We start from the raw sequence: 20,701 nt of genomic DNA on the forward strand, positions 1-20,701 counted from the left end.
ATGCAGTAGCGCCGATGGTAGTGTGGGAGGTCCCATGTGAGAGTAGGACATTGCTAGGCTCCTTTTCAGAAAACCCAGCTTATGTTGGGTTTTCGTCCCCGTGGAGGGGTTCCCGAGTGGCCAAAGGGATCAGACTGTAAATCTGACGGCTCCGCCTTCGGTGGTTCGAATCCACCTCCCTCCACCATCATTCTAAAACCCGTAACTTATGTTACGGGTTTTTTCGTTTCTATCTAAAATATATCTATAAATTAATAACATACCTCATATTTTTTATATCTAATGATGTGATGGCGATCGTAGTGAGTTACATACGAGATACAATTATTAGCTGTTTCAGTATTGTCGTAGGAGGAGAAAAAGAGCAAACTCAAAATGTAAATAAAGTTCACTTTGGAGATAAGTCATTATGATTTAGGTGAATTTTACGAGATGTATATTTAAGGAACGCCATCATGAAAGAAATATTAATTGTAGAAGATGACAATGTGGTGTCCCTTACTTTAAAAAATCAGCTAGAAAGTAAAGGTTTTAGTGTTACTCAGATTTTTAATGGTTCGGCAGCACTCCGCAAGGTTATTAATAGTTTCCCAGATTTAGTACTTTTAGATATTGGGTTACCAGATGTAAATGGATATGAAGTCTGTAAACAACTTAGAGAGTTTTATCATCGCCCGATAATATTCATAACTAGCTTAGAAGATCCCACGGCGGAAATTAAGTGCTTTGAAGTTGGAGCTGATGACTTCGTCTTAAAAACAGCGCCATTTGAAGTGCTATATCAAAGGATAAAACGTTTAGGGTTAAGGCCTAGTAATTATCAGCCAGCAACTGTTTTAGACTTTGGTGATTTAAAGTTTATTCCTGCAGCAACTGATTGCTTCTATTGTTCTATACCATTAGGGCTTACACAGGAAGAATATGAGCTATTTTATTTTATAGCGACCAAGCAAGAAATGGCGGTATCAAGGCAGGTTATACTAAAAGTGCTAAAAGGTGCTGATTATGACGGAGTTGATCGTTCTATTGATATTAAAGTAGCTCGTATTAGGAATAAGCTTAAAGCTGTAGGCTTATCACCAGCAGTAATTCAATCTGTACGTTCTAAAGGGTATCAGTTTTGCTACGCGATGATTAACGAGCATGTTCCTATAGAGTAACTAGGTAGGTAGTTGAAAAGCGCGCTATCATTGCACTAAAGTCATCTATACTGTATTCTGCACCGCCGTTTGACATTGGCTCAAACCCTTGCGAAAAAGAGTACATTCTATGAGTTTTACTGAGTTAGGTTTATCTGCACCCATTCAAAAAGCTATTGCTGAAAAAGGTTATGATAAACCATCACCTATTCAAGCTCAGGCTATTCCTGCAGTACTTGATGGCAAAGATGTAATGGCGGCAGCGCAAACGGGAACTGGTAAAACAGCGGGTTTTACACTGCCAATTTTAGAATTGTTATCTAAAGGTGATAAGGTAAAAGCCAACCAAGCTCGAACCTTAATTATTACCCCTACACGTGAACTTGCTGCACAAATCGCTGAAAATGTAGAAATGTATGGTAAAAATTTGCCATTAAAATCAACAGTCGTATTTGGTGGGGTGAAGATTAACCCGCAAATGCAGCGTTTACGCCAAGGGGTTGATATCCTTGTTGCGACACCAGGTCGTTTATTAGATCTCTATAATCAAAATGCGGTTCGATTTAACCAACTTGAAATATTAGTTCTAGATGAAGCAGATAGAATGCTAGATATGGGCTTCTTGCGGGATATTAAGAAAATTCTATCGCTATTGCCTAAAACACGTCAAAACCTACTTTTTTCAGCAACATTTTCGCCAGATATTCGAGAGCTTGCTAAAGGGTTAGTAAATAATCCGGTAGAAATTTCAGTCAGCCCTAAAAACACTACTGCTGAAACTGTTGAACAGTTAGTTTATTCAGTCGACAAAAATAAAAAATCACCTTTACTAACACACTTGATAAAGGCCAATAATTGGCAACAAGTTATTGTTTTTATGAAAACCAAACATGGTGCCAATAAACTAACTAAGCAACTTGATGCTGCTGGGATTAAAGCGGCTGCCATTCATGGTAACAAAAGCCAAGGGGCAAGAACAAAAGCACTAGCACAATTTAAAGATGGCAATATTAACGTTTTAGTGGCTACTGATATTGCTGCTCGAGGTATAGATATTGACCAACTACCGCAAGTGGTTAATTTTGAGTTGCCAAATGTGCCTGAAGATTATGTTCACCGCATTGGCCGAACTGGGCGTGCTGGTTCTACAGGCCATGCCGTTTCACTGGTTTGTGCAGATGAAATAGACTTACTTAATGATGTTCAACACGTAATTCAAACTCATTTACCTAGAGAAATAGTTGCAGGCTTTGAACCTGTTCATGTTTTACCTGAGTCACGCAAACTTAGGCCGTTAAAAGCTAAAAAACCTAAGAAGATTAAGCAAGCAAAAAAAGAGCATGTGGAACACAAGGACGGTCAACGATCGGGTGATAATGCTCGGGGTCATAAGCCTACAGGTAAGAATAAGCGTCATACTGGTAATAAATCGCATAATCCTTATGCAAATAGTCCAGGTAAAGCCAATAATACAGGTGGACGTCGCCGGAATACACCAAGCGCTAAATAAAACTTAATAATCAAAAATGCCAACGTTAGCTTGGCATTTTGCTTTTATAGGTTCTAATCACTACTTTTTAGCCAGTAGCTTATCAAGATTATTGGCAAAGGCTTGTCTATCAGCTTGGCTAATTGGTGGAGCACCACCTGTTTCTATTCCGCTTGAGCGCAAGGTATCCATAAAGTCGCGCATATTAAGTCGTTGACGAATATTACTTTCAGTATAAAGCTCGCCTCTGGGATTAAGTGCTAAGCAGCCTTTTTCTACAACTTCTGCTGCTAGTGGAATATCTGCTGTGATTACTAAATCTTTAGCTGCTGCTCTTTTGACTATTTCATTGTCAGCTACATCAAAGCCGGCACTAACTTGCGTGAAGCTAATAACCTTTGACGGTGGTACTTTTAAGTAATGGTTGGCAAGTAATGTTGTAGGAGTTTGTGTTCGCTCTGCAGCGCGAAATAAAATCTCTTTAATTACTACCGGGCAGGCATCGGCATCAACCCAAATTTTCATGATATTCCTATAAATTTCTTCAATAGCTTAACTAATGGTAATGTACCTCTAAATACTATGCATTGTAAGCGCTGTCTTGTATTCGTTAAAATGCGCTTTTATAACGATTAGGAAAAGTCATGAATCAACCACAAAGAGATATTACCTTAAGATTTTTAGCTGAACCACAAGATGTAAACTTTGGCGGTAAAGTCCATGGTGGTGCGGTAATGAAATGGATAGATTTGGCGGCATATGCCTGTGCTGCTGGCTGGAGTGGACGTTATTGTGTTACTGCATATGCTGGTGGCATACGATTTGTTGCTCCTATTCATGTTGGCAGCTTAGTTGAAGTTGAAGCAAAAGTTATTTATACCGGTAACTCTTCTATGCATATTGCCTTGGAGGTGAATGCTTGTGACCCAAAATCGCTTAATCGTAGGTTAACAACCCATTGTATTGTGATCATGGTAGCTGTTGACCAAAATGGTCAATCTGAGCGTGTACCGCAATGGAACCCTGAAACTGAGGCTGATAAGAAACAACATGCCAGTGCAAAAAAATTAATGGAAATGCGCAAACAGATCGGCGAAGAGATGCAAATTTTTGTAGAATAGACAAATTAAATGAATGGTCATTTTTGATAGGAATTATCGTGTTAGAACAAGCCCAAGTTAAGCAAATTTTACAATTAGATGATAGCCAACGTGCAACGTACTTTTTTAAAGAGGCTGCAGCAACTAATCAACTATGGATATTAACTGACGAGCACGGTTGTGTAATGCTTAATACCGAAGATGAAGACTGCGTACCGGTATGGCCTAATCAAGAATTTGCCGAAGCATGGGCGACGGATGAATGGCAGAATTGTCAGCCAGAAGCTATTTCATTAAATAAGTGGTTTAGTCGTTGGAGTCATGGTTTAGCAGATGATGAGCTAGCGCTTGTTGTTTTTCCTAGTCAAAACGAGCAAGGGTTAATTTATTATCCTGAAGAGCTTGAACAAGAATTAAAGCAACAATTAAACAAAAAGCGATAGACCACTGATGAGCTTCTCTTCTTTAGCCTTAAACAAATCATTAACTGATGCTGTTAAAGCGTTGGGTTATCAACAACCAACTCCAATTCAAAAACAAGCTATTCCTGCGGTGCTAGCCAATAAAGATATTATGGCGGGTGCTCAAACAGGAACAGGGAAAACAGCTGCTTTTGCTTTGCCTATTTTACAAAAGCTGAGTGAAAACATCCCAACAGAAAGGCCGATAAGAGCATTAGTCTTAACGCCAACGCGAGAGCTTGCACAGCAAGTGTATAAAAGCTTTGTACGCTATGCAGAGAATACCGAGTTAAATATTGCTGTTGCTTATGGCGGGGTGAGTATTAAACCGCAAATAGACGCAATAGAAAAAGGTGCGGATGTATTAATCGCAACTCCAGGTCGACTACTAGATCATATTATCAATGGTAGTGTTTTATTAATTCAACTTGAAACTATAGTATTTGATGAAGCTGATAGAATGTTAGATATGGGCTTTAAAGATGAGATTGACCGAATTCTCAACAGGTTGCCACCAGAGCGCCAAACTTTATTGTTTTCTGCAACTTTTGATGATGCGATATTTAAACTAAGTAAAACATTACTGAATGATCCTGAGCTAATTGAAGTCAGTGAGCGTAATGCAACTGCAGCTAAAGTTGAGCAAGTTGTTTATACCGTGGATAGTGACCGAAAACGTGAGTTGACGTCATTTCTTATTGGTTCAAAAAACTGGCAACAAGTGCTGATATTTACTCGTACTAAGCAAGGCGCTGACGCACTTGCAAAAGAAATGTGCAAAGACGGTATTAAAACACAGTCAATACATGGCGATAAATCACAAGGTGCTCGAGATAAAGCGCTTGCTGAGTTCAAAGAAGGTAAAACCCGAGCATTAGTCGCTACCGATGTGGCTGCTCGTGGTATCGATATTAATGATTTACGTTATGTAATTAATTACGAACTTCCATACATTGCTGAAGACTATATTCACCGCATTGGCCGTACTGGTCGAGCAGGTAACGATGGTTTAGCCGTTTCCTTAATGAGCCCATCTGAAGCTTGGTTATTGGAAGCGGTAGAAGAAGTACTTGATAGTCGGTTAATGCAGCAATGGTACCCTGGTTATGAACCTGATCTCACCAAGACGGAGCCATCAGCCCGTAAAAATACTTTAGGTAAACAAAAGAAACAAGGGCGGCAGAAAGCCTTTGGCGATAAAAATAAATCTAGACCTAATCGGCAACGCCGACGTTAAGGTTACATAAGATGAGTGAGCCTTTATTTTAATGGCCAGCTCATCAATATTTTTGCGCCACCATTGTCGTTGTTATCGACAGAGAATTGGCCGCTGTGGTTATGAATAATTTCAACGCACAGTGCTAGCCCAATACCTGAACCGTTATTCTTTGTGGTATAGAATGGTGTAAGTACATTAGCTAAGTTGGCAAAACCAGGGCCAGTGTCATTTACTTCCAATATTTGTAGGTCGTTTTGATAATAAACATTAATGTTCACTTCAATATTTGTCTGGCATTGTTCAGCATTCTTAAGAATATTAATCATTACCTGCGTTAATTGTGCTCGATCACCAAAACATTGTTCACTGCCTAGCATGGTTACTTTACAGTTAGCAGTGTCAATCATAGCTTTGGCTTCTTCTAATAATTCACTAAATGAAAACCAGCTTGTTTTTGGTACAGGTAGTTGTGTTAATTGACTATATTCACTAATGAAAGTTAATAAGCGTTTACTGCGTTGTTGTATTCGAGCCAACACCTTACGGGTTTTTGCTTCGTCTAACTGTTCTGAACACAGAAGGGTATCTGTCATTGAATACATAGGCGTTAGTGAATTACGAAGTTCATGACTTAATACTCGAATTAAACTTTGTTGATTGTGACTTTGTTGTTGATTTAACAGTGGCGAAATATTGATGGAAGTAAACAGCCACTGCTTTTCTTGATGTTGATTATTGAGTTGATAACTAATAGTTTGGCTTTGCCATTTATTATTAAATTTTCCATGCTGTAATTGCTCATTTTCCAAACTAAAACCTAAAGATTGTGCTGAACTATTAATGAGCATTGGTTGAGCAATTTGTTGATTCATTGCCTCATTGCGATAAAGCAACTTTAATTGCTGATCAAATAAACAAACCGGAATTGGCCAGGAGTCTAAAATATTACTAATAACATGGTTAAGTGACTGCTGTTCTATATTTTTATTTAAACGTTTAGTTGCAAGTTGGTGTATTTGTTTTTGTAGGTCTAAAAGTAAATTATCGGGATGTTGCTTTTTAAAGGAGAGATTAGCCTCATTTTCTGCTAACACTTGCGTGTAGGTTGTTAACTGCATAATGGTTTGACACCAAAAATGGTAGCAGCGCCAAGCTAACCAGATTAAAGGATAACTTAATACGAAAACTAAGGTCACTATGGCAAGAGTACTCCATGCCATTTGCCAAGTGAGGGCCGCTATTAAAGATAATATTGTTAAAACGGTCAGGCTTAAGCCGGTGACTAGCCACTTTTCATGACTCAAAAATATATCCTTAATTTACTGGTTTGCATCAAATTTTATATTAAATTTTTCTAAACGACGGTACAAGGCGTTACGTGATATTTCCAGTAGTTTTGCCGCTTCAATAACATGACCTGATGTGGTTGCCATCGCTTTTTCGATTAATTTACGTTCAGCGGTTTCTAATGGTTGCAGTTCAACCTCTTGGCTAGCACTTGTGCCAGTATCTAGGAGTAAATTTTGTGCAGATATAATATTTCCTACTGTTAATAATACGGCTCTTTCAATGACATGTCCTAATTCCCTGACATTGCCCGGCCAATGATGGCTTTTTAGCTTTGCAATTGCTTGGTCGTCGAGTGTTAACGCTTGCTTGTGATACTTTTTACTAAAACTATTTATAAAGTTCTCAGCTAAAGCTGGAATATCTGCTGTTCGTTCACGCAGTGGTGGTAAAGTAATCACTAAGGTATTCAGCCGATAGAGTAAATCTTGTCGGAAGTCACCATTATTAACCAGTTGATTTAGGTCGGCATTAGTGGCACTGATTAATCGAACATTAGTTTTTTGCGTTTGGCTTGAACCTAATACTTCATACTGACCAGATTCTAAAACACGTAATAATTTTGGTTGTAAATTTAGCGGTAATGAACCGACTTCATCAAAAAAAAGACTACCTTGGTCAGCAAGTTGAAAACGACCAATTCGTTGTTGCTTAGCATCGGTAAATGCTCCTTTTTGATGACCGAATAGTTCGCTTTCGAATAAGTTGTCTGGGATAGCAGCCATGTTCACTGAAATTAGCGGCTGACTACTGCGCGACGATAGTTGATGAATACGCTCTGCTAAAACCGATTTACCCGTACCGTTTTCGCCGAGGATTAATATATTGGCGTCAGTAGGTGCAATTTGTTTAACGAGCTGTTCAATAGCTTGCATGGTAGGTGATTGACATACCCACTGTTGACTTGTTGCAGGTAAGTTTTGGCTTTTGCTTAAAAGTTGTCGATAACCCTGGTGTTCTTGCTTGATGCGTGAAAAATCTAATTGCTGAACAATACTATTAAGTAGCTTTTCTTTCTGCCAAGGCTTTTCAATAAAATCACTAGCGCCTTGCTGTAAGCCTTTAACGGCTAGTTCAATACTGCCCCATGCGGTCATTAAAATAACCGGTATATTACTTTTTTCTAACTGCTTTAGAATTGCTAAACCTTCTTGTCCGCTGGTGGTATCTCGGCTAAAGTTCATGTCGAGTAAAATCAGATCGGGCTTTTGCCTTTCACTTTCAATAACCACTTCTTTAGCTGTTCCTGCTTCTATGGTTTTATAGTTATTTGCGGACAGCAATAATTCAAGTGCAAGACGGATATCTTCGTCATCATCAGCAATTAAAATTGTGGCTTGTGGCTTATTTGTGTTCAAAACATTCCTTATTGTTTGGCGTTAATTATGGCTGCACCCGACGACATTGACGCCGTCGAGTGTAACGTACGAATTTAGTAGTATTCAAGTGAGCATGCTCAACTCATCATTGTTGATATTACTCTTCACGCAATGCTTGCATTGGATCTGAGCTAATAACTCGCCATGCAGGCGCTATGACGGATAACATCACAATAATAATTAAGCTTAAGTCTAAACTCGACATAGCTAACCAATTAAATGAAGGCAAAATTTCAAGCTGTTGTTCCAAGGTTTGGTAAACAAGTACTGAAATAACAAAACCCAAGCCTAAGCCAACCACTAGCATCCATAAGGCATCCTTTAAGATGAAGCCAACCAGTTTTATTTGCTTAGCACCTGTTGCCATGCGTACTGCCAGCTCATACTTTCTTTGATTGGTGGTCATTTGCGTTAACCCTGCAACGCCGATCGCGGCTAAAAATAGCGTTAATAACGTCATAATAACAACAATCCACATACTTAGACGTTGCTCTAGAGTTTGTTCATTCCAAACTTCTTCTAATGAGCGAACTGATAGGTTACCAAGACGAGGAAACTGGCGTGTTAATTCATCTTCTAACATTGCGGTTGTAATGACTTGGCCTGGAGGCATCATCACGGCAAAATTGATTAGTGAACTATTTATTCTATGTGAATAAACGGCAGGAAAAGACAATGCTTCTGTGATACCTGTTCGGCTAATCGTATTACCGCTAACACCACTAATAATTGGCTGAACGGCATCTTCGCCTCTATTTAGTGCCACAGTTTTACCAATGATTTCTTGATAACTTAAATCCGGAAATAGTGCTTTTGCCATGTTTTCGTCAATAACAATACGGTCCTCGTCATTGTTAATTTGTGTTTGTGTTAAATTGGCTCCTGCAAGCAGGGGAATTTTATAAGCACTGAAATATTGAGGGCTGAGAGGTTTCATTTGGTAGGTAATACGTTTGCCAGCATTTTCTTCCGAACGGTACCCTGACAACCTTATTTCATTAGATAGTGGTGCACTAGAGTTGACAATAACATTGCTGTTAGCCACTTTATTTTCAATAACAGCTGCAACATCGGTTAATAGTCGATTCATTTCACTGTCGTGGTAATTTTCAGTATCAGCTGTCAGCTGTTCACGCCATTCTTCGTCGTTAATGAATAACTCAACACTGTAACTATTACCAAGCTCATAGCCAACATCCCGATATACTGATTGATAGCTTTGTAAAGCTACCATTATCGAAGCTGTTAGCAAGACCGATGCGATAGATAACTGAGAAACCATTAATACTTTACTTAGCCATTGATTACTTTGTGCTTGAATACCTTTACCACTACTGTTGAGGTTATCAGCAATTGCATGTTTGTTAATATCTACCAGTGATAAGGCACTAAATAAGACATTTAAAATAATGATAATTAATAATGACATTAAAATGGTCAATGTATTAATGCCTATATCATTGATCATAGGTAGGCTATCACCAGCAATTAGCGGTAAGCTTTTAATTGCCCACCCAGCAACCAGTAATCCAACTGTTGCTGCCAACAAAAAGCTTGGTAAATTTTCTAAAAAAACTAACGTTCTCACCTTAAGTAAACTGGCCCCGAGACTGATTTGAATGGCGAATTCTTTGGTGCGACTTTGATAATGTGCGATAAACAAGTTTAATAAATTTAGCGTTGCCATAAATAGTAAACCGCATACGGCAAAAAATAACGCGACAATAAGATCTTCAGTGCTGCCGAGCAAATTACTACGATAAGGTGCTGCTCTAACAACCTTATTCATACTTTCCATGAAGTTTAAGGTTTCTTGCAGATTATCGTTGTTAATGTTGTCTTTTACATAGTCGAGTAGCCATTGTTCAGTTTGTGCTTGGCTTGGAAGGGTTATGGTACCGCTGGCGCTTTTATTAACTAAATAGCTCAGATCATTCCTAATAGCACCTACATCTGCAGGCTCAGACAAAGTTGCCTTTAAGTCGGTAATAAACCAGATTTGTTGTGGCAGTATCACGTCGTTACTTGTGACTGACATAACATCTTCAATGACGCCAGCAATAATATAAGACTGATTATTAACTTCTAATTGCTTACCTAAAACTGACTTAGCGCCTGAAAACGCGTATTGCCATAAGCTTTCTGAAATCCAAACATATTTTTCAGGTGCTGCTTTAGTGGTATTGTCACCCAGTATTAAATTGGTTCCCAATACATCGAGAATATTGTCAGATGCATTGTATTGTGTTGTCGGATAAACGACATTGTCGATAACAATATCTTGCTCGGCAGGTGAAATACCTGCCCATTCACCTAAATCGGGAAATGTTTCTTGGAATGATGCCAGTCTTCTCATATTCCAATATGAAATGCTTAGCACTTTAGATGGTTTGAAATTAAGCTCGAAAGTTTGTAATTGTACTTCGTTCTTAACTCCTTTTAATGGTTGGTAGAGTAGGGTGGAAGAGATAGCAATAACACTCAACACTGCACCTAAAGTAAGGCCCAAAGTCAGAATTAATGGAATACTCAATTTAGGCAAAGAAAAAACACGGGCAATACCGCCAATAAGCGACTTTTTAACTAAGCTCATGCAACCCCCTGTAAACTCTTTTCGCTATTAATTTGAGAAACAATTTTTCCATCTAACAGCTGTATTTGGCGACTGGCACAACGAGAGTAGCGACTGTCATGGGTAACCATCACGATAGTGGCGCCGTCACTATTTAGTTTTTCTAATAATGCCATGACCTGATCGCCGTTTTTGCTGTCTAAGTTACCGGTTGGTTCGTCAACTAAGATTAAGTCAGGGCTACCAACTAAGGCACGAGCAATAGCGATGCGTTGCTGTTGTCCGCCTGAAAGTTGATTTGGGCGGTAATTTTTGCGATGTAGCATATCAACTTGCGATAGCACTTTTTCTACACGTTGTTTAATTTCTTCTTTACTTGTTTTTCTATGCTCTAAAGGCAAGGCGATATTGTCAAAAACAGTTAAGTGGTCGATAAGATTAAAAGACTGGAAAACATAGCCAATATGTTGGTTTCTAATTTGTGTTCTCTGATCAACCTTTAAGCCGCGAGTGTCAATGTTAGATATTTTATAATCACCTTCACTGGCGGTATCCATCAAGCCCATTATCGATAGTAAGGTAGATTTACCACAACCTGAAGGTCCGGTGATTGCAACAAATTCACCTTGATTAATTTTTAGTGAGACACCTTGTAATGCGTGGGTTTCGATCTGTTGACCATCATAGTGCTTGTGGATGTTTTTTAATTCTACGACTGTTTTCATTATATTTCCTTATTTGACCCTGTACGTTATATCGTATTTCTGTTGGTTTAGTTAGGTTTGTCGAACTTGTATTCTTAAATAGCGCTAGTGTTCGATTGTTAATTGTTGAAATTGGTTATATTTTGAAATGTCGTTACTGACAATTTCATCGCCTGAGATCAAACCTTCAGTAATCACTAAGCGCCCCTGTGAAAGTTCTGCAAAGCTAACATCACGTTGGCTTAAGGTATTTTCAGCTGTTTTGACAAAAACTGATTGTTTGCTTTGCGGTCGAATACCTGAAACTTGATTAATGAACGTGGCATCTTTTTGATGCTTAACAAAAACCTGTGCCGAAATAGTCAATGATGGACGGGCATTCGATGTTAACTCACCGTCGATAATTGCTTCAGCGAGCACTGAACCATTGGTAACTACACTTTCTATGCGAGTAATGTGGGCAGCAATTTTTCCTTTTTGAGTATCAATAATTACCGGAGCGTTTATATCTATTTGGTCGGCTTGATGTTGTGGCAACCTTAATCGAGCAATTAACTGCTTATTACTACCTACTTTAGCCAATGACTCACCTAGCTGAACACTTTGACCAAGTTCAACTTCCAAATTTTGTAAAGAGCCGGCGATACCTGCTTTTACTTGCATATCCTCAAGTTGCTCTTCAAGTAATGATAGCTGTGCTTGCTGTTGAGATACGGTAATATCGCGTTGAGTTAGTTGGTAGCTTTGCATGTCGATAAACTGTTGGTATTTCTTTTTTTCGAAGGTAAGACGTTTTGATTGTTGTTTTACTGCTAAGTCCGCTCTTTGCAATTCAATTTTTGATGCCACCCCTAAGGTCATTAAGTTTTCGTTTACTGATAATTCTAGTTTTGCTTTTTCTATTTCAGCTTCGATATCAGCAATGCGACCTTGGTAGTCAAGTCGTTCACTTTGTTGTTCGTACTTGAAAGCTTCTCGTTGTGCTTCTAATTGTGCTAATTCCCCTCGAGCCTGACTAACTTCTTGCTCAAGTTTAGGGTTAGAAAGCGTTAAGATAACGGTATCTTCATTTACTTTAGTACCGGGACGAACAATGATCTCGGCAACTTTACCTAATGCCGGCGCTGTCAGTAATCTTTCCCGTGCTGAGGCAAACTCACCATAAGCGTTGCTGTAAATGTCAACAGCGCCACTTTGTACCGTTTGCAGTATAATTTCGTTTGCCGTAATGGTTTTACTGTTGGTGCTTGTTACAGCGTGTGCGGCATAAGCGATAGATAATATAAATAATCCAAGTGCTAACCACTTTTTCCATTGTGCTTTTTGTTGTAATTCAATTTTCATGATTAGTATTCTTGATGAATGTTGAATACTACATTGAAATATCTATACCAAAAGTTAAAAGTTTATATTTAACAATTAGTTAATAGGTTTAAGTTGTTGAGGGAGTAGCAATTTTGTTCGGTTTTGAAAGTGAGTTGTTCGTTTTTGAACTGAGAGTAAATGTTATTGAAGTAATAAATGTGGAAACTATAGTTACTGGGTTAATAATAAAACATGTGCGGTAAAAATGAAAAATAGCTTTAATTGATATACTCGTATGCCGTGTGGAAGTTTCTCCCCTAAACGCGTGATTGCATTCAGGGGAATATCAGTATTTAAAGTGTAAATAAATAGGCAATGAGCTCATTATATTCAGCAAAAAAGTTATTTCTATCGAGTGATTTACTGTCAATTAAGTATTTACCATTAACTACCATAGTTGGAACGCTAGTAAGTTGACGACTATTGGATAGTTTGTCTTGTATTTTTTTCTCTTTTTTAGCTTGACCGATCACCGAAAAGCTCTTCATACCTTTATCAAATTTTTGACCATCTCCACCACTTAAAACAAAAATATTGCGAATATCTTTTTCATTCGAAATTGTTGCTCTATCGGTTTGTAAATATTTAAAAACTGCAGCAGAAAATTTGTTATCAACACCTGTTTTTTCGGAAACTATCAGTGCTTTACTGAGCATAAACTGAATTTCTTCTGAAGTATGCCCCATAAAGTCGACATGTACTTTGTTGAATTTTGCTTGTGCCGGCATCACTTTTTTAAAGCCGTCTAAGTATGGTTCATAAGCACGACAGGTTGGACAGTAGTAAGAAAAGTATTCACTTAACTCTGGCTTTGCAGTTTTTTTCTCAGCAACAACACTATAGTGCGTCCCTTCTTTAAATGTTTTTGCCTGGCTACTGAAGGTAAGCGTAAGTAAAAGTGTTGCCGCAACCCCTATAAATAATGTTGTTATTTTTGTCATGAATATTCCCTAAAATTTAATAAAGTGTTTATTGTAACTCTATCTGGTTGCTTAATATTTTGGGGTATAGACAATGGTAGTGTCAAAATGTTCAGCGATAAATGTAAAAATTTACGTCTAGGCATAGTCAATACTGGCTAAATAACTGTTAATTTGCTTTGATAGCAATATAACTAATCCATCTGTAATCGGTTAACAAGGAAATAACATGCGAAGTGATGAAATAGATTTTAAAATTATTGGCCAGTCAATGCAGTTAGTTGAAGTGACATTAGATCAAGGAGAAACTGTTATTGCTGAAGCTGGTGCTATGAATTATATGGAAGATGGTATAGCTTTTGAAACCAAAATGGGTGATGGCTCTGATGCAAACCAAGGAATTATGGGGAAACTTTTTTCTGCCGGGAAGCGCATGATGACAGGCGAGTCGGTATTTATGACTCATTTTTCCAATCAGGATTACCAACGAAAAACAGTAGCGTTTGCAGCACCATATCCAGGTTCAATTATTAGTGTAGATCTTGCTTCGATAGGTGGCGGTGTGACTTGCCAGAAAGATGCCTTTTTATGTGCAGCATTAGGTACCAAAATTGATATTACTTTTAATAAGCGTCTAGGTAGCGGTTTCTTCGGCGGCGAAGGCTTTATTTTAGAAAGACTTGAAGGTGATGGGTTAGCATTTTTACATGCAGGCGGCACCATCATTGAAAAAGAGCTTAATGGTGAAACATTGCGTGTAGATACTGGCTGTTTAGTGGGATTTAGTGATGGTATTGATTACGATATCGAGATGACTAAAGGGTTAAAGAGTATGTTATTTGGTGGTGAAGGATTATTTATTGCTACATTATCTGGCCATGGCAAAGTATGGATTCAGAGTTTACCTTTTTCTCGCTTAGCTGATCGGGTTATTCAACATGCGCCAAATATTGGTGGTACGAATGCCGGTGAATCATAATTACTAAACGTTAGTTTCAAGCCTATAGAGTTCGCTTGAGAGGATCTTCGCGTATGAGATTTTTGCTGTTAACACTTTTGAGTGTTTTTAGTAGTTTTTCTACTTTTGCGAGTGACAATGAACCGCAAAGAATGTTGCTAACCACGCATTGGGTTGGCTTCTTAGCCCTTGCCATTTTTTTTGTTGCTTATGTGTTGGTGATCTTCGAAGAAAAACTCCATATGCGAAAGTCAAAACCTGTGCTTTTTGCTGCAGGCATAATTTGGTTGCTTATTGCTAGTGTTTATCAACAGTTGGGCGATAGCCATTCCGCTGAAGTTGCTATAAGGCATAACTTTCTTGAATACGCTGAGCTGTTTTTCTTTTTGCTTGTCGCCATGACGTATATAAACTCTATGCTTGAGCGGCAAGTGTTTGATGCTTTGAGGGATAAGCTGATTGTTAAAGGATTTAGTTACCGTACTTTATTTTGGCTAACAGGGATGCTCGCATTTTTTATTTCACCTATTGCTGATAATTTAACGACAGCATTAATAATGTGCGCTGTGATCCTTGCTGTGGGTCAAGGACAGACAAAGTTTATCGCTATCGGGTGTGTAAATATTGTTGTGGCAGCGAATGCTGGTGGGGCATTCAGCCCATTTGGTGATATTACAACACTGATGGTTTGGCAGAAAGGCATCATTGAATTTCAAACTTTCTTTAAGTTGTTTATTCCTTCGGTAGTTAATTTCCTTGTCCCAGCATTTATTATGCAATTTGCTTTACCTTCCGGAAAGCCAAAGGCGATTTCGGGTGAGCAAGTACAAGTTAAAAAAGGTGGTTTAGTCATTGTGGGTCTATTTTTATTGACTATTGTAACGGCAGTGAGTTTTCATAACTTTCTGCATTTGCCGCCAGTATTTGGCATGATGACTGGCTTAGCATACCTGAAATTCTATGGTTACTATTTGCGTGAATTCGGTTATGCGCATATAGATAAATCTGATATCCCGACTAGTCATACTGTTGAGGATGACTTTGATATTTTTGATAAAATAGCTAAGGCTGAGTGGGATACTTTATTTTTCTTTTACGGTGTCATACTCGCGGTTGGTGGCTTAGGATTCATTGGCTATTTATCCCTGGTTTCTGGTTACATGTACGGGGAATTAGGGCCAACATCAGCAAATATTATCGTCGGTATTCTTTCCGCAATTGTCGATAATATTCCGGTGATGTTTGCAGTATTGTCGATGCAGCCAGATATGGGGCAATTGCAATGGCTATTGGTAACCTTAACAGCGGGAGTTGGTGGTAGCATGCTGTCAATTGGTTCAGCTGCTGGTGTAGCTCTTATGGGACAAGCGCGTGGTCAATACACATTCTTTAGTCATTTAAAATGGACACCAGTAATCGCACTTGGTTATTTTGCTAGTATTTGGATGCACTTTTTGGTTAATGGCTAACCAAGTAGAGGTTATTTCTACTTGGTTTTTTATTTTTAAATTAAACCAAACGCCATGTCTGTGTTGATTGAATATCTCTTTTACGAGAATTAGCATTGTTTGCAACATCGTCGATACTCTGGCGGATATCTTCATTTACTGTTGCCCATAAATAATAACTATGTTCAGTTAATCCTCCGACTATATCTGAGCAATTTATTTGGGTTATTTTATTATGTAACTGTAGTGGTCTCGCGGCACCATTATGACCAAGTCGATCGGGATTGCCCTTAGTGTAATCAGAAATGGACATAGCTAAATCCCCATTGTTGTAATATACATTTACCTGGCGGGCTAATTGCTGGACATTCGCCATATTCTGACCGCATTCGAATATATTATCATCTACATCAGGGGCGCACATGAATATATGCTGGAAAAGGCGCGGAAGATGTTTTTGATTATTGATTTCTTGCAGTGAATCTAAAGTGTGTTGCAGAACATAATTGCCCATCGAGTGACAGAGTAAGTGCAATTGTTGCCCACACTCTCTAAGCTGAGGATTATTGTGTTTAGGTGCTAATGATGTTAAAAAGTCGCGTAATTTTAAAAAACCACGAGCGATGGCTAAACTGGAGTCTTCAGCATCTTTTCTATCTGATAAGTAAGCTTTATTTTTCAACATATCGCCATTTGATGGCCATGAAAAAAGAAAAACTTTAGTATCTTTTAGGGAATTAATATCTGCAGAATGACGATTTAACATCAGTTCAAGTGACATAGCTGATGCAACGGCTTCAAACCAGTCAACATTAAAGCCATGAATGAAAATAACGACATCTTTATTGGTTTCCATCGTTGATTTAATTTCATGAAAAGCAGTTGTTGAGGCAAGAGGTTCGTTTTTTGACTCTTTAAAGGCGACTATTGACTGTTTTTTGCGAAGTTGTTCTGTAATGTATCCAGCTAATCCTTCTCCATCTCCTGCCCGTTTATTTACTTTTTTAGTCAGGTATTTTGTTATTTTTGCGTGTTCAAGATCTATAGATACTTTGCCAAACCGTAAATTACTGGATCGATCGCCACTGAAATTCTGACCATAATATCGAGGTGCCCAACGTGGGCCAACATGGTTTCTATTGGTGGCGAAATAAAGTGTGATGGTTATCATGTGAACATCCTTTCCAATCGAAGTCCTAGATGATAAGTGTAGTAAATATTAGGCCCTGAACAAGTTGAATACACTCAGCTAGTTTTGAAGTGTCTGGCTAATTTGCTTATAAAACTTGCTTGTGAGTTTGCTATATCTTCAGCACTATAATTAATATTTAATACTTTGATGCGCATAGAATAGGTTGCACCATGTCCCCATGGCCACCAAATCATTGCCAGAGCAGGCGAATCTTCAGTTGCTGGTCGAGTAAAAACCAATTGTTCTTTATTGAGTTGCGCTAACTGACCAAGTTCTTCTTTCAATGCTTTAGGGGCTTTTTTGATGCTTTTTTTATTCCACTCATCACTAAATAATTGACGTAATTGCTTTAAGATACGTTCTTTTTTTTCCCAAGAAAATTCAGCTAATAGTGCTGACATTTTATCTTCCCAGCGCCATTTTAGCTCGTCGCCAAGCGGTGTTGTAACGGAACTAAAAATGCGTTCTTGTTGCTCGTTGCCGGTCACAAACATTCCTTGTTGTTTTAGTTTATATATTTGGAATGACTTGATATTAACATTTTATTTGCACTTGTTAAGTCCTATCGACAATTATTGCAGTATTGAATTTATCAATGCATTTTTGACATACACATGCCTTACCTGAGAGATTCTTTGGTACCTGTGCTAATAAATCAGGCTTAATATCACTACTGCCACACCAGCATGGCTCTGCACCATTGACACCACAGTGATTATTTTTCTGGCATAACGGGCATTGTGCTTGATCTATTGATGAATCCATAAGTACGGCAATAGTCTTAGTTAGTCAGTAATTTTGTTGAATCACGGACAATCAAAGATGGCTTAAATATTTGCTGAATATTAGGCTCTTTAATTTGATATATTTTCTGTAGCACCAATTTAGCGGCCATTTTTCCCATTTCATTTACTGGGTTTAAAATGGTGGTCAATTTGGGATGGATGTAACGAGCAAAGATAACGTCATCAAAGCCGACAACGGATAAATCTTCAGGTAAAGATAAGCCATTTTCTCGCGCGTAGTTCATAGCACCTGACGCCATTTCATCGTTACCACAAATTAAGCCAGTAAATTTATGTTGTTGTTTCATGATGTGGGCTATACCTTCACTACCACCTGTTTCTTTAAAGTCGGCGCTATAAAATAGCTCTTCTTTAAATGGAATGTTGTATTCAGCTAATGCTCTTTTGTAGCCTTTGAAACGCGCTTTGGCATCAAACTTATATTGCGGCCCAGCAATGCAGGCGACTTCGGTATGGCCTAATTCCAAAAGCGATTTTGTTGCTAAATAACCACCTAGTTCATTATCTAAACTGATGCATTGTTCCGCGAGATCTTCCACGTAACGACTGATAATAAAAATAGGTGTTGTACCTTTGCTTAGCTCTACGAGGTATTCGTCTGAAACGGCTTCAACATGTAAAATGATAGCGTCGCAATTTCTACTGATCAGAAACTCAATGCCTTCCTTCTCTTTATCTTCAATACTATGACCTGTGGTAACTATAATATGTTTACCAGCAGCACGAAGCTCACTTTCAACACCTGCCATCATTTCGCCAAAAAAAGCACCGTCAAGTTCTGCTACTAGTAAACCTATGCTATTGCCACGACTAGAGGCGAGAGATTGTGCAATAGAATTTGGGCGATAGCCGAGTTCTTTCATGGCCGATAAAACTTTTTCTCGGGTTTTATCGCTTACCTTCGCGTTACCATTCATCACGCGCGAAACGGTGGCAAGAGATACTTTTGCTAATTCCGAAACTTGGTAAATGGTTGCCATGATTTTCCTTTTATTTTTTAATTCTTCATGCACAAAAGAGCATTGAATTATATCATATACAAAGTGCTAGCTGTGTGAAATTTTAAATGATTTCAGCATCGCTTCGACGTTGTGCTAGCTCTTTACCTATTTGCTGGTTTTTTTCATTGCTTAATGGATATATTAGAAGCAAAGCTGCACTAATAATTGCGAAAATAGCGGGTATCCAGCTCATTAATAATTTCATGCCAGGTAAAGCTGCTGCGATTGTATTTTGGTCCATGCCATTATAGCCATAGGCAGCCAAAACTATCAGTACTAAAGCGCCAGCAAAGCCACCCCCTGTTTTTTGTACAAAAGTACCTGCCGAGTATATTAAACCGGTTGCTCGACGTTTGTTCTTCCACTCTGAGTAGTCAGCACAATCACCTAGCATGGTGAAGAATAATGTTGGCATCATAGCGGCGAAGAACTCAGCACAACACCCGAGAATAAATATCGCAGTGATATTGTCACTGTTCAACCAATAAAATGAGATGGTGAATAAAGCACTGGCAAGCAATGCAACTATAAACAATTGCGGTTTTCCCCAGCGTTGGGCAAAATAATGTGTGCATAAAGCACCTAAAATTGAGACAACGAGCAAGGCAATAAAGTATTGGCCTGCCATCAATTCATCGCCAACATAGTATTTAAAATAGTAGGCAATTACGCCGTACTTTACCCCGTTAAACATCATGGTAAGAAAGCCAAGTGCAAGCAATATTAACCATGGCTTATTAGTTAACAAATCAACCATATCTCGTTGAGTACTGGACAGCTTTTCAGTTGGCGTTTGAATAAAGCGTTTGATGACAAATCTCATGATCACCATAACAGTAATAAAGAATAAACCGCTGATGATATCTCGGTAATAAAAAAATAAGCTCATTGCTAATAGCGGTAGAACAATCATAGGTAAGTTTTTAGCGAGGTCTTTTAGCTCTTGAGAAAGCCCTTGAGAGTCTGACGCTGAAACAGTTACTCGTTCTTTGGTACTGACAAAGGTAATCACTAATAAGAAAACCAATATTGCGGCAAATACGTACATGGTGGTTTGATAACCCACGGCATCGTTACCTTGACCGAAATAAGCGACTAATTTTGGCAAGAACCCCATAACCAGCAAGCCACCAGCAAAAGCTCCTGCAAAACGAAACCCTGACAAGCTCGTTCTTTCATTGTCAGAGCTAGTCATCACTCCCATCAATGCAGAGTAAGGAACATTATTGATCGTATACGCTAGCGTTAAACCTATATAGGTAAAATAGGCGTATGCAAGTTTACCATTCTCACTAAGGTCTGGAGTACTAAAACACAACACCATAAAGAGTCCAAGCACTGGGGCTGAAAACAATATCCAGGGTCTAAATTTCCCCCACCTGCTTTTTGTTCTATCGGCGACCATTCCCATGATAATATCGGTAACACCATCAGATAGACGGACGACTAGAAATAACATAGCGGTAGCTGCTGCGGTTATTCCAAAGGTGTCTGTGTAAAATACAGCTAAATAGGCTAGGGCACCTCGCCACACTAAATTGGCGGCAGCATCGCCGACGGCATATCCGACCTTTTCTGAAAATGGGAGTTGAGTCATTTTA

19 protein-coding genes and 1 tRNA gene are annotated in these 20,701 nt (G+C 38.6%); 8 read left to right on the forward strand and 12 right to left on the reverse strand.

Translation table 11 applies throughout. The annotated features are described in order from the left end of the window. The first annotated feature begins 102 nt into the window (after positions 1–102). The 3 genes from AC27E9_RS18640 to AC27E9_RS18650 all read left to right on the forward strand — a co-directional run bounded on the left by AC27E9_RS18640 (position 103) and on the right by AC27E9_RS18650 (position 2,649). A tRNA-Tyr gene (locus AC27E9_RS18640) sits at positions 103–187 on the forward strand. A 268-nt stretch (positions 188–455) separates the two neighbouring features. After that, positions 456–1,160 carry a response regulator transcription factor gene (locus AC27E9_RS18645; RefSeq protein ID WP_487132813.1) on the forward strand — a complete coding sequence of 235 codons (705 nt, stop codon included), beginning with the start codon at positions 456–458 and terminating at the stop codon, positions 1,158–1,160. A gap of 109 nt (positions 1,161–1,269) precedes the next feature. Continuing rightward, complete coding sequence (locus AC27E9_RS18650) at positions 1,270–2,649, forward strand: DEAD/DEAH box helicase (RefSeq protein ID WP_487132814.1); 1,380 nt, start codon at positions 1,270–1,272, stop codon at positions 2,647–2,649. 60 nt (positions 2,650–2,709) lie between these two features. Here AC27E9_RS18650 and AC27E9_RS18655 read toward each other — a convergent pair whose 3' ends face one another. Then, positions 2,710–3,153: a YaiI/YqxD family protein gene (locus AC27E9_RS18655; RefSeq protein ID WP_487132815.1), complete on the reverse strand. Its 444-nt coding sequence runs from the start codon at positions 3,151–3,153 to the stop codon at positions 2,710–2,712. A 119-nt stretch (positions 3,154–3,272) separates the two neighbouring features. On the opposite strand from AC27E9_RS18655, the gene AC27E9_RS18660 reads away from it, so the two are divergent. Genes AC27E9_RS18660 through AC27E9_RS18670 form a run of 3 tightly spaced genes read left to right on the forward strand, consistent with a single transcriptional unit; the run spans position 3,273 to position 5,426 of the window. Beyond that, a complete protein-coding gene (locus AC27E9_RS18660) occupies positions 3,273–3,749 on the forward strand; it encodes an acyl-CoA thioesterase (RefSeq protein ID WP_487132816.1) in 477 nt (158 codons plus the stop codon). Between the two features lie 35 nt (positions 3,750–3,784). Beyond that, complete coding sequence (locus AC27E9_RS18665) at positions 3,785–4,171, forward strand: DUF2750 domain-containing protein (RefSeq protein WP_487132843.1); 387 nt, start codon at positions 3,785–3,787, stop codon at positions 4,169–4,171. A gap of 7 nt (positions 4,172–4,178) precedes the next feature. After that, positions 4,179–5,426, forward strand: a complete 1,248-nt coding sequence (locus AC27E9_RS18670; RefSeq protein ID WP_487132817.1) for a DEAD/DEAH box helicase — start codon at positions 4,179–4,181, stop codon at positions 5,424–5,426. A gap of 23 nt (positions 5,427–5,449) precedes the next feature. Here AC27E9_RS18670 and AC27E9_RS18675 read toward each other — a convergent pair whose 3' ends face one another. From AC27E9_RS18675 to AC27E9_RS18700, 6 genes are all read right to left on the reverse strand, one after another. Next, the gene (locus tag AC27E9_RS18675; protein WP_487132818.1) at positions 5,450–6,712 is read right to left on the reverse strand and encodes a sensor histidine kinase; all 1,263 of its coding nucleotides are present in this window, start codon (positions 6,710–6,712) and stop codon (positions 5,450–5,452) included. A 15-nt stretch (positions 6,713–6,727) separates the two neighbouring features. Further along, on the reverse strand, positions 6,728–8,113 hold the full coding sequence (locus AC27E9_RS18680) for a sigma-54-dependent transcriptional regulator (RefSeq protein WP_487132819.1): 1,386 nt from the start codon (positions 8,111–8,113) through the stop codon (positions 6,728–6,730). 118 nt (positions 8,114–8,231) lie between these two features. Beyond that, positions 8,232–10,727, reverse strand: coding sequence for an ABC transporter permease (locus AC27E9_RS18685; RefSeq protein WP_487132820.1), 2,496 nt, complete (start codon positions 10,725–10,727; stop codon positions 8,232–8,234). Next, a complete protein-coding gene (locus AC27E9_RS18690) occupies positions 10,724–11,431 on the reverse strand; it encodes an ABC transporter ATP-binding protein (RefSeq protein ID WP_487132821.1) in 708 nt (235 codons plus the stop codon). The genes AC27E9_RS18685 and AC27E9_RS18690 overlap by 4 nt, the downstream gene beginning before the upstream one ends. Before the next feature lie 84 nt (positions 11,432–11,515). Beyond that, entirely contained in the window at positions 11,516–12,754 is a 1,239-nt protein-coding gene (locus AC27E9_RS18695) for an efflux RND transporter periplasmic adaptor subunit (protein ID WP_487132822.1), read from the reverse strand. A 314-nt stretch (positions 12,755–13,068) separates the two neighbouring features. Beyond that, a complete protein-coding gene (locus AC27E9_RS18700; RefSeq protein ID WP_487132823.1) occupies positions 13,069–13,716 on the reverse strand; it encodes a thiol:disulfide interchange protein DsbA/DsbL in 648 nt (215 codons plus the stop codon). Positions 13,717–13,924: 208 nt separating this feature from the next. Between AC27E9_RS18700 and AC27E9_RS18705 the strand changes: the two genes are divergently transcribed. Both AC27E9_RS18705 and nhaD read left to right on the forward strand, forming a co-directional pair. Further along, the gene (locus AC27E9_RS18705; protein ID WP_487132824.1) at positions 13,925–14,674 is read left to right on the forward strand and encodes a TIGR00266 family protein; all 750 of its coding nucleotides are present in this window, start codon (positions 13,925–13,927) and stop codon (positions 14,672–14,674) included. 53 nt (positions 14,675–14,727) lie between these two features. Next, positions 14,728–16,122 carry a sodium:proton antiporter NhaD gene (gene nhaD, locus AC27E9_RS18710; RefSeq protein ID WP_487132825.1) on the forward strand — a complete coding sequence of 465 codons (1,395 nt, stop codon included), beginning with the start codon at positions 14,728–14,730 and terminating at the stop codon, positions 16,120–16,122. Positions 16,123–16,162: 40 nt separating this feature from the next. Here nhaD and AC27E9_RS18715 read toward each other — a convergent pair whose 3' ends face one another. From AC27E9_RS18715 to AC27E9_RS18735, 5 genes are all read right to left on the reverse strand, one after another. Next, entirely contained in the window at positions 16,163–17,272 is a 1,110-nt protein-coding gene (locus tag AC27E9_RS18715; RefSeq protein ID WP_487132826.1) for an alpha/beta hydrolase, read from the reverse strand. Between the two features lie 74 nt (positions 17,273–17,346). Beyond that, entirely contained in the window at positions 17,347–17,781 is a 435-nt protein-coding gene (locus tag AC27E9_RS18720; RefSeq protein ID WP_487132827.1) for a hypothetical protein, read from the reverse strand. Positions 17,782–17,848: 67 nt separating this feature from the next. After that, the gene (locus tag AC27E9_RS18725; protein WP_487132828.1) at positions 17,849–18,058 is read right to left on the reverse strand and encodes a cysteine-rich CWC family protein; all 210 of its coding nucleotides are present in this window, start codon (positions 18,056–18,058) and stop codon (positions 17,849–17,851) included. Positions 18,059–18,074: 16 nt separating this feature from the next. Then, the gene (locus tag AC27E9_RS18730; protein ID WP_487132829.1) at positions 18,075–19,079 is read right to left on the reverse strand and encodes a LacI family DNA-binding transcriptional regulator; all 1,005 of its coding nucleotides are present in this window, start codon (positions 19,077–19,079) and stop codon (positions 18,075–18,077) included. Positions 19,080–19,161: 82 nt separating this feature from the next. Then, positions 19,162–20,697: an MFS transporter gene (locus AC27E9_RS18735; RefSeq protein ID WP_487132830.1), complete on the reverse strand. Its 1,536-nt coding sequence runs from the start codon at positions 20,695–20,697 to the stop codon at positions 19,162–19,164. Positions 20,698–20,701: the final 4 nt, after the last annotated feature.

It is taken from the genome of Colwellia meonggei (genome assembly GCF_057537295.1).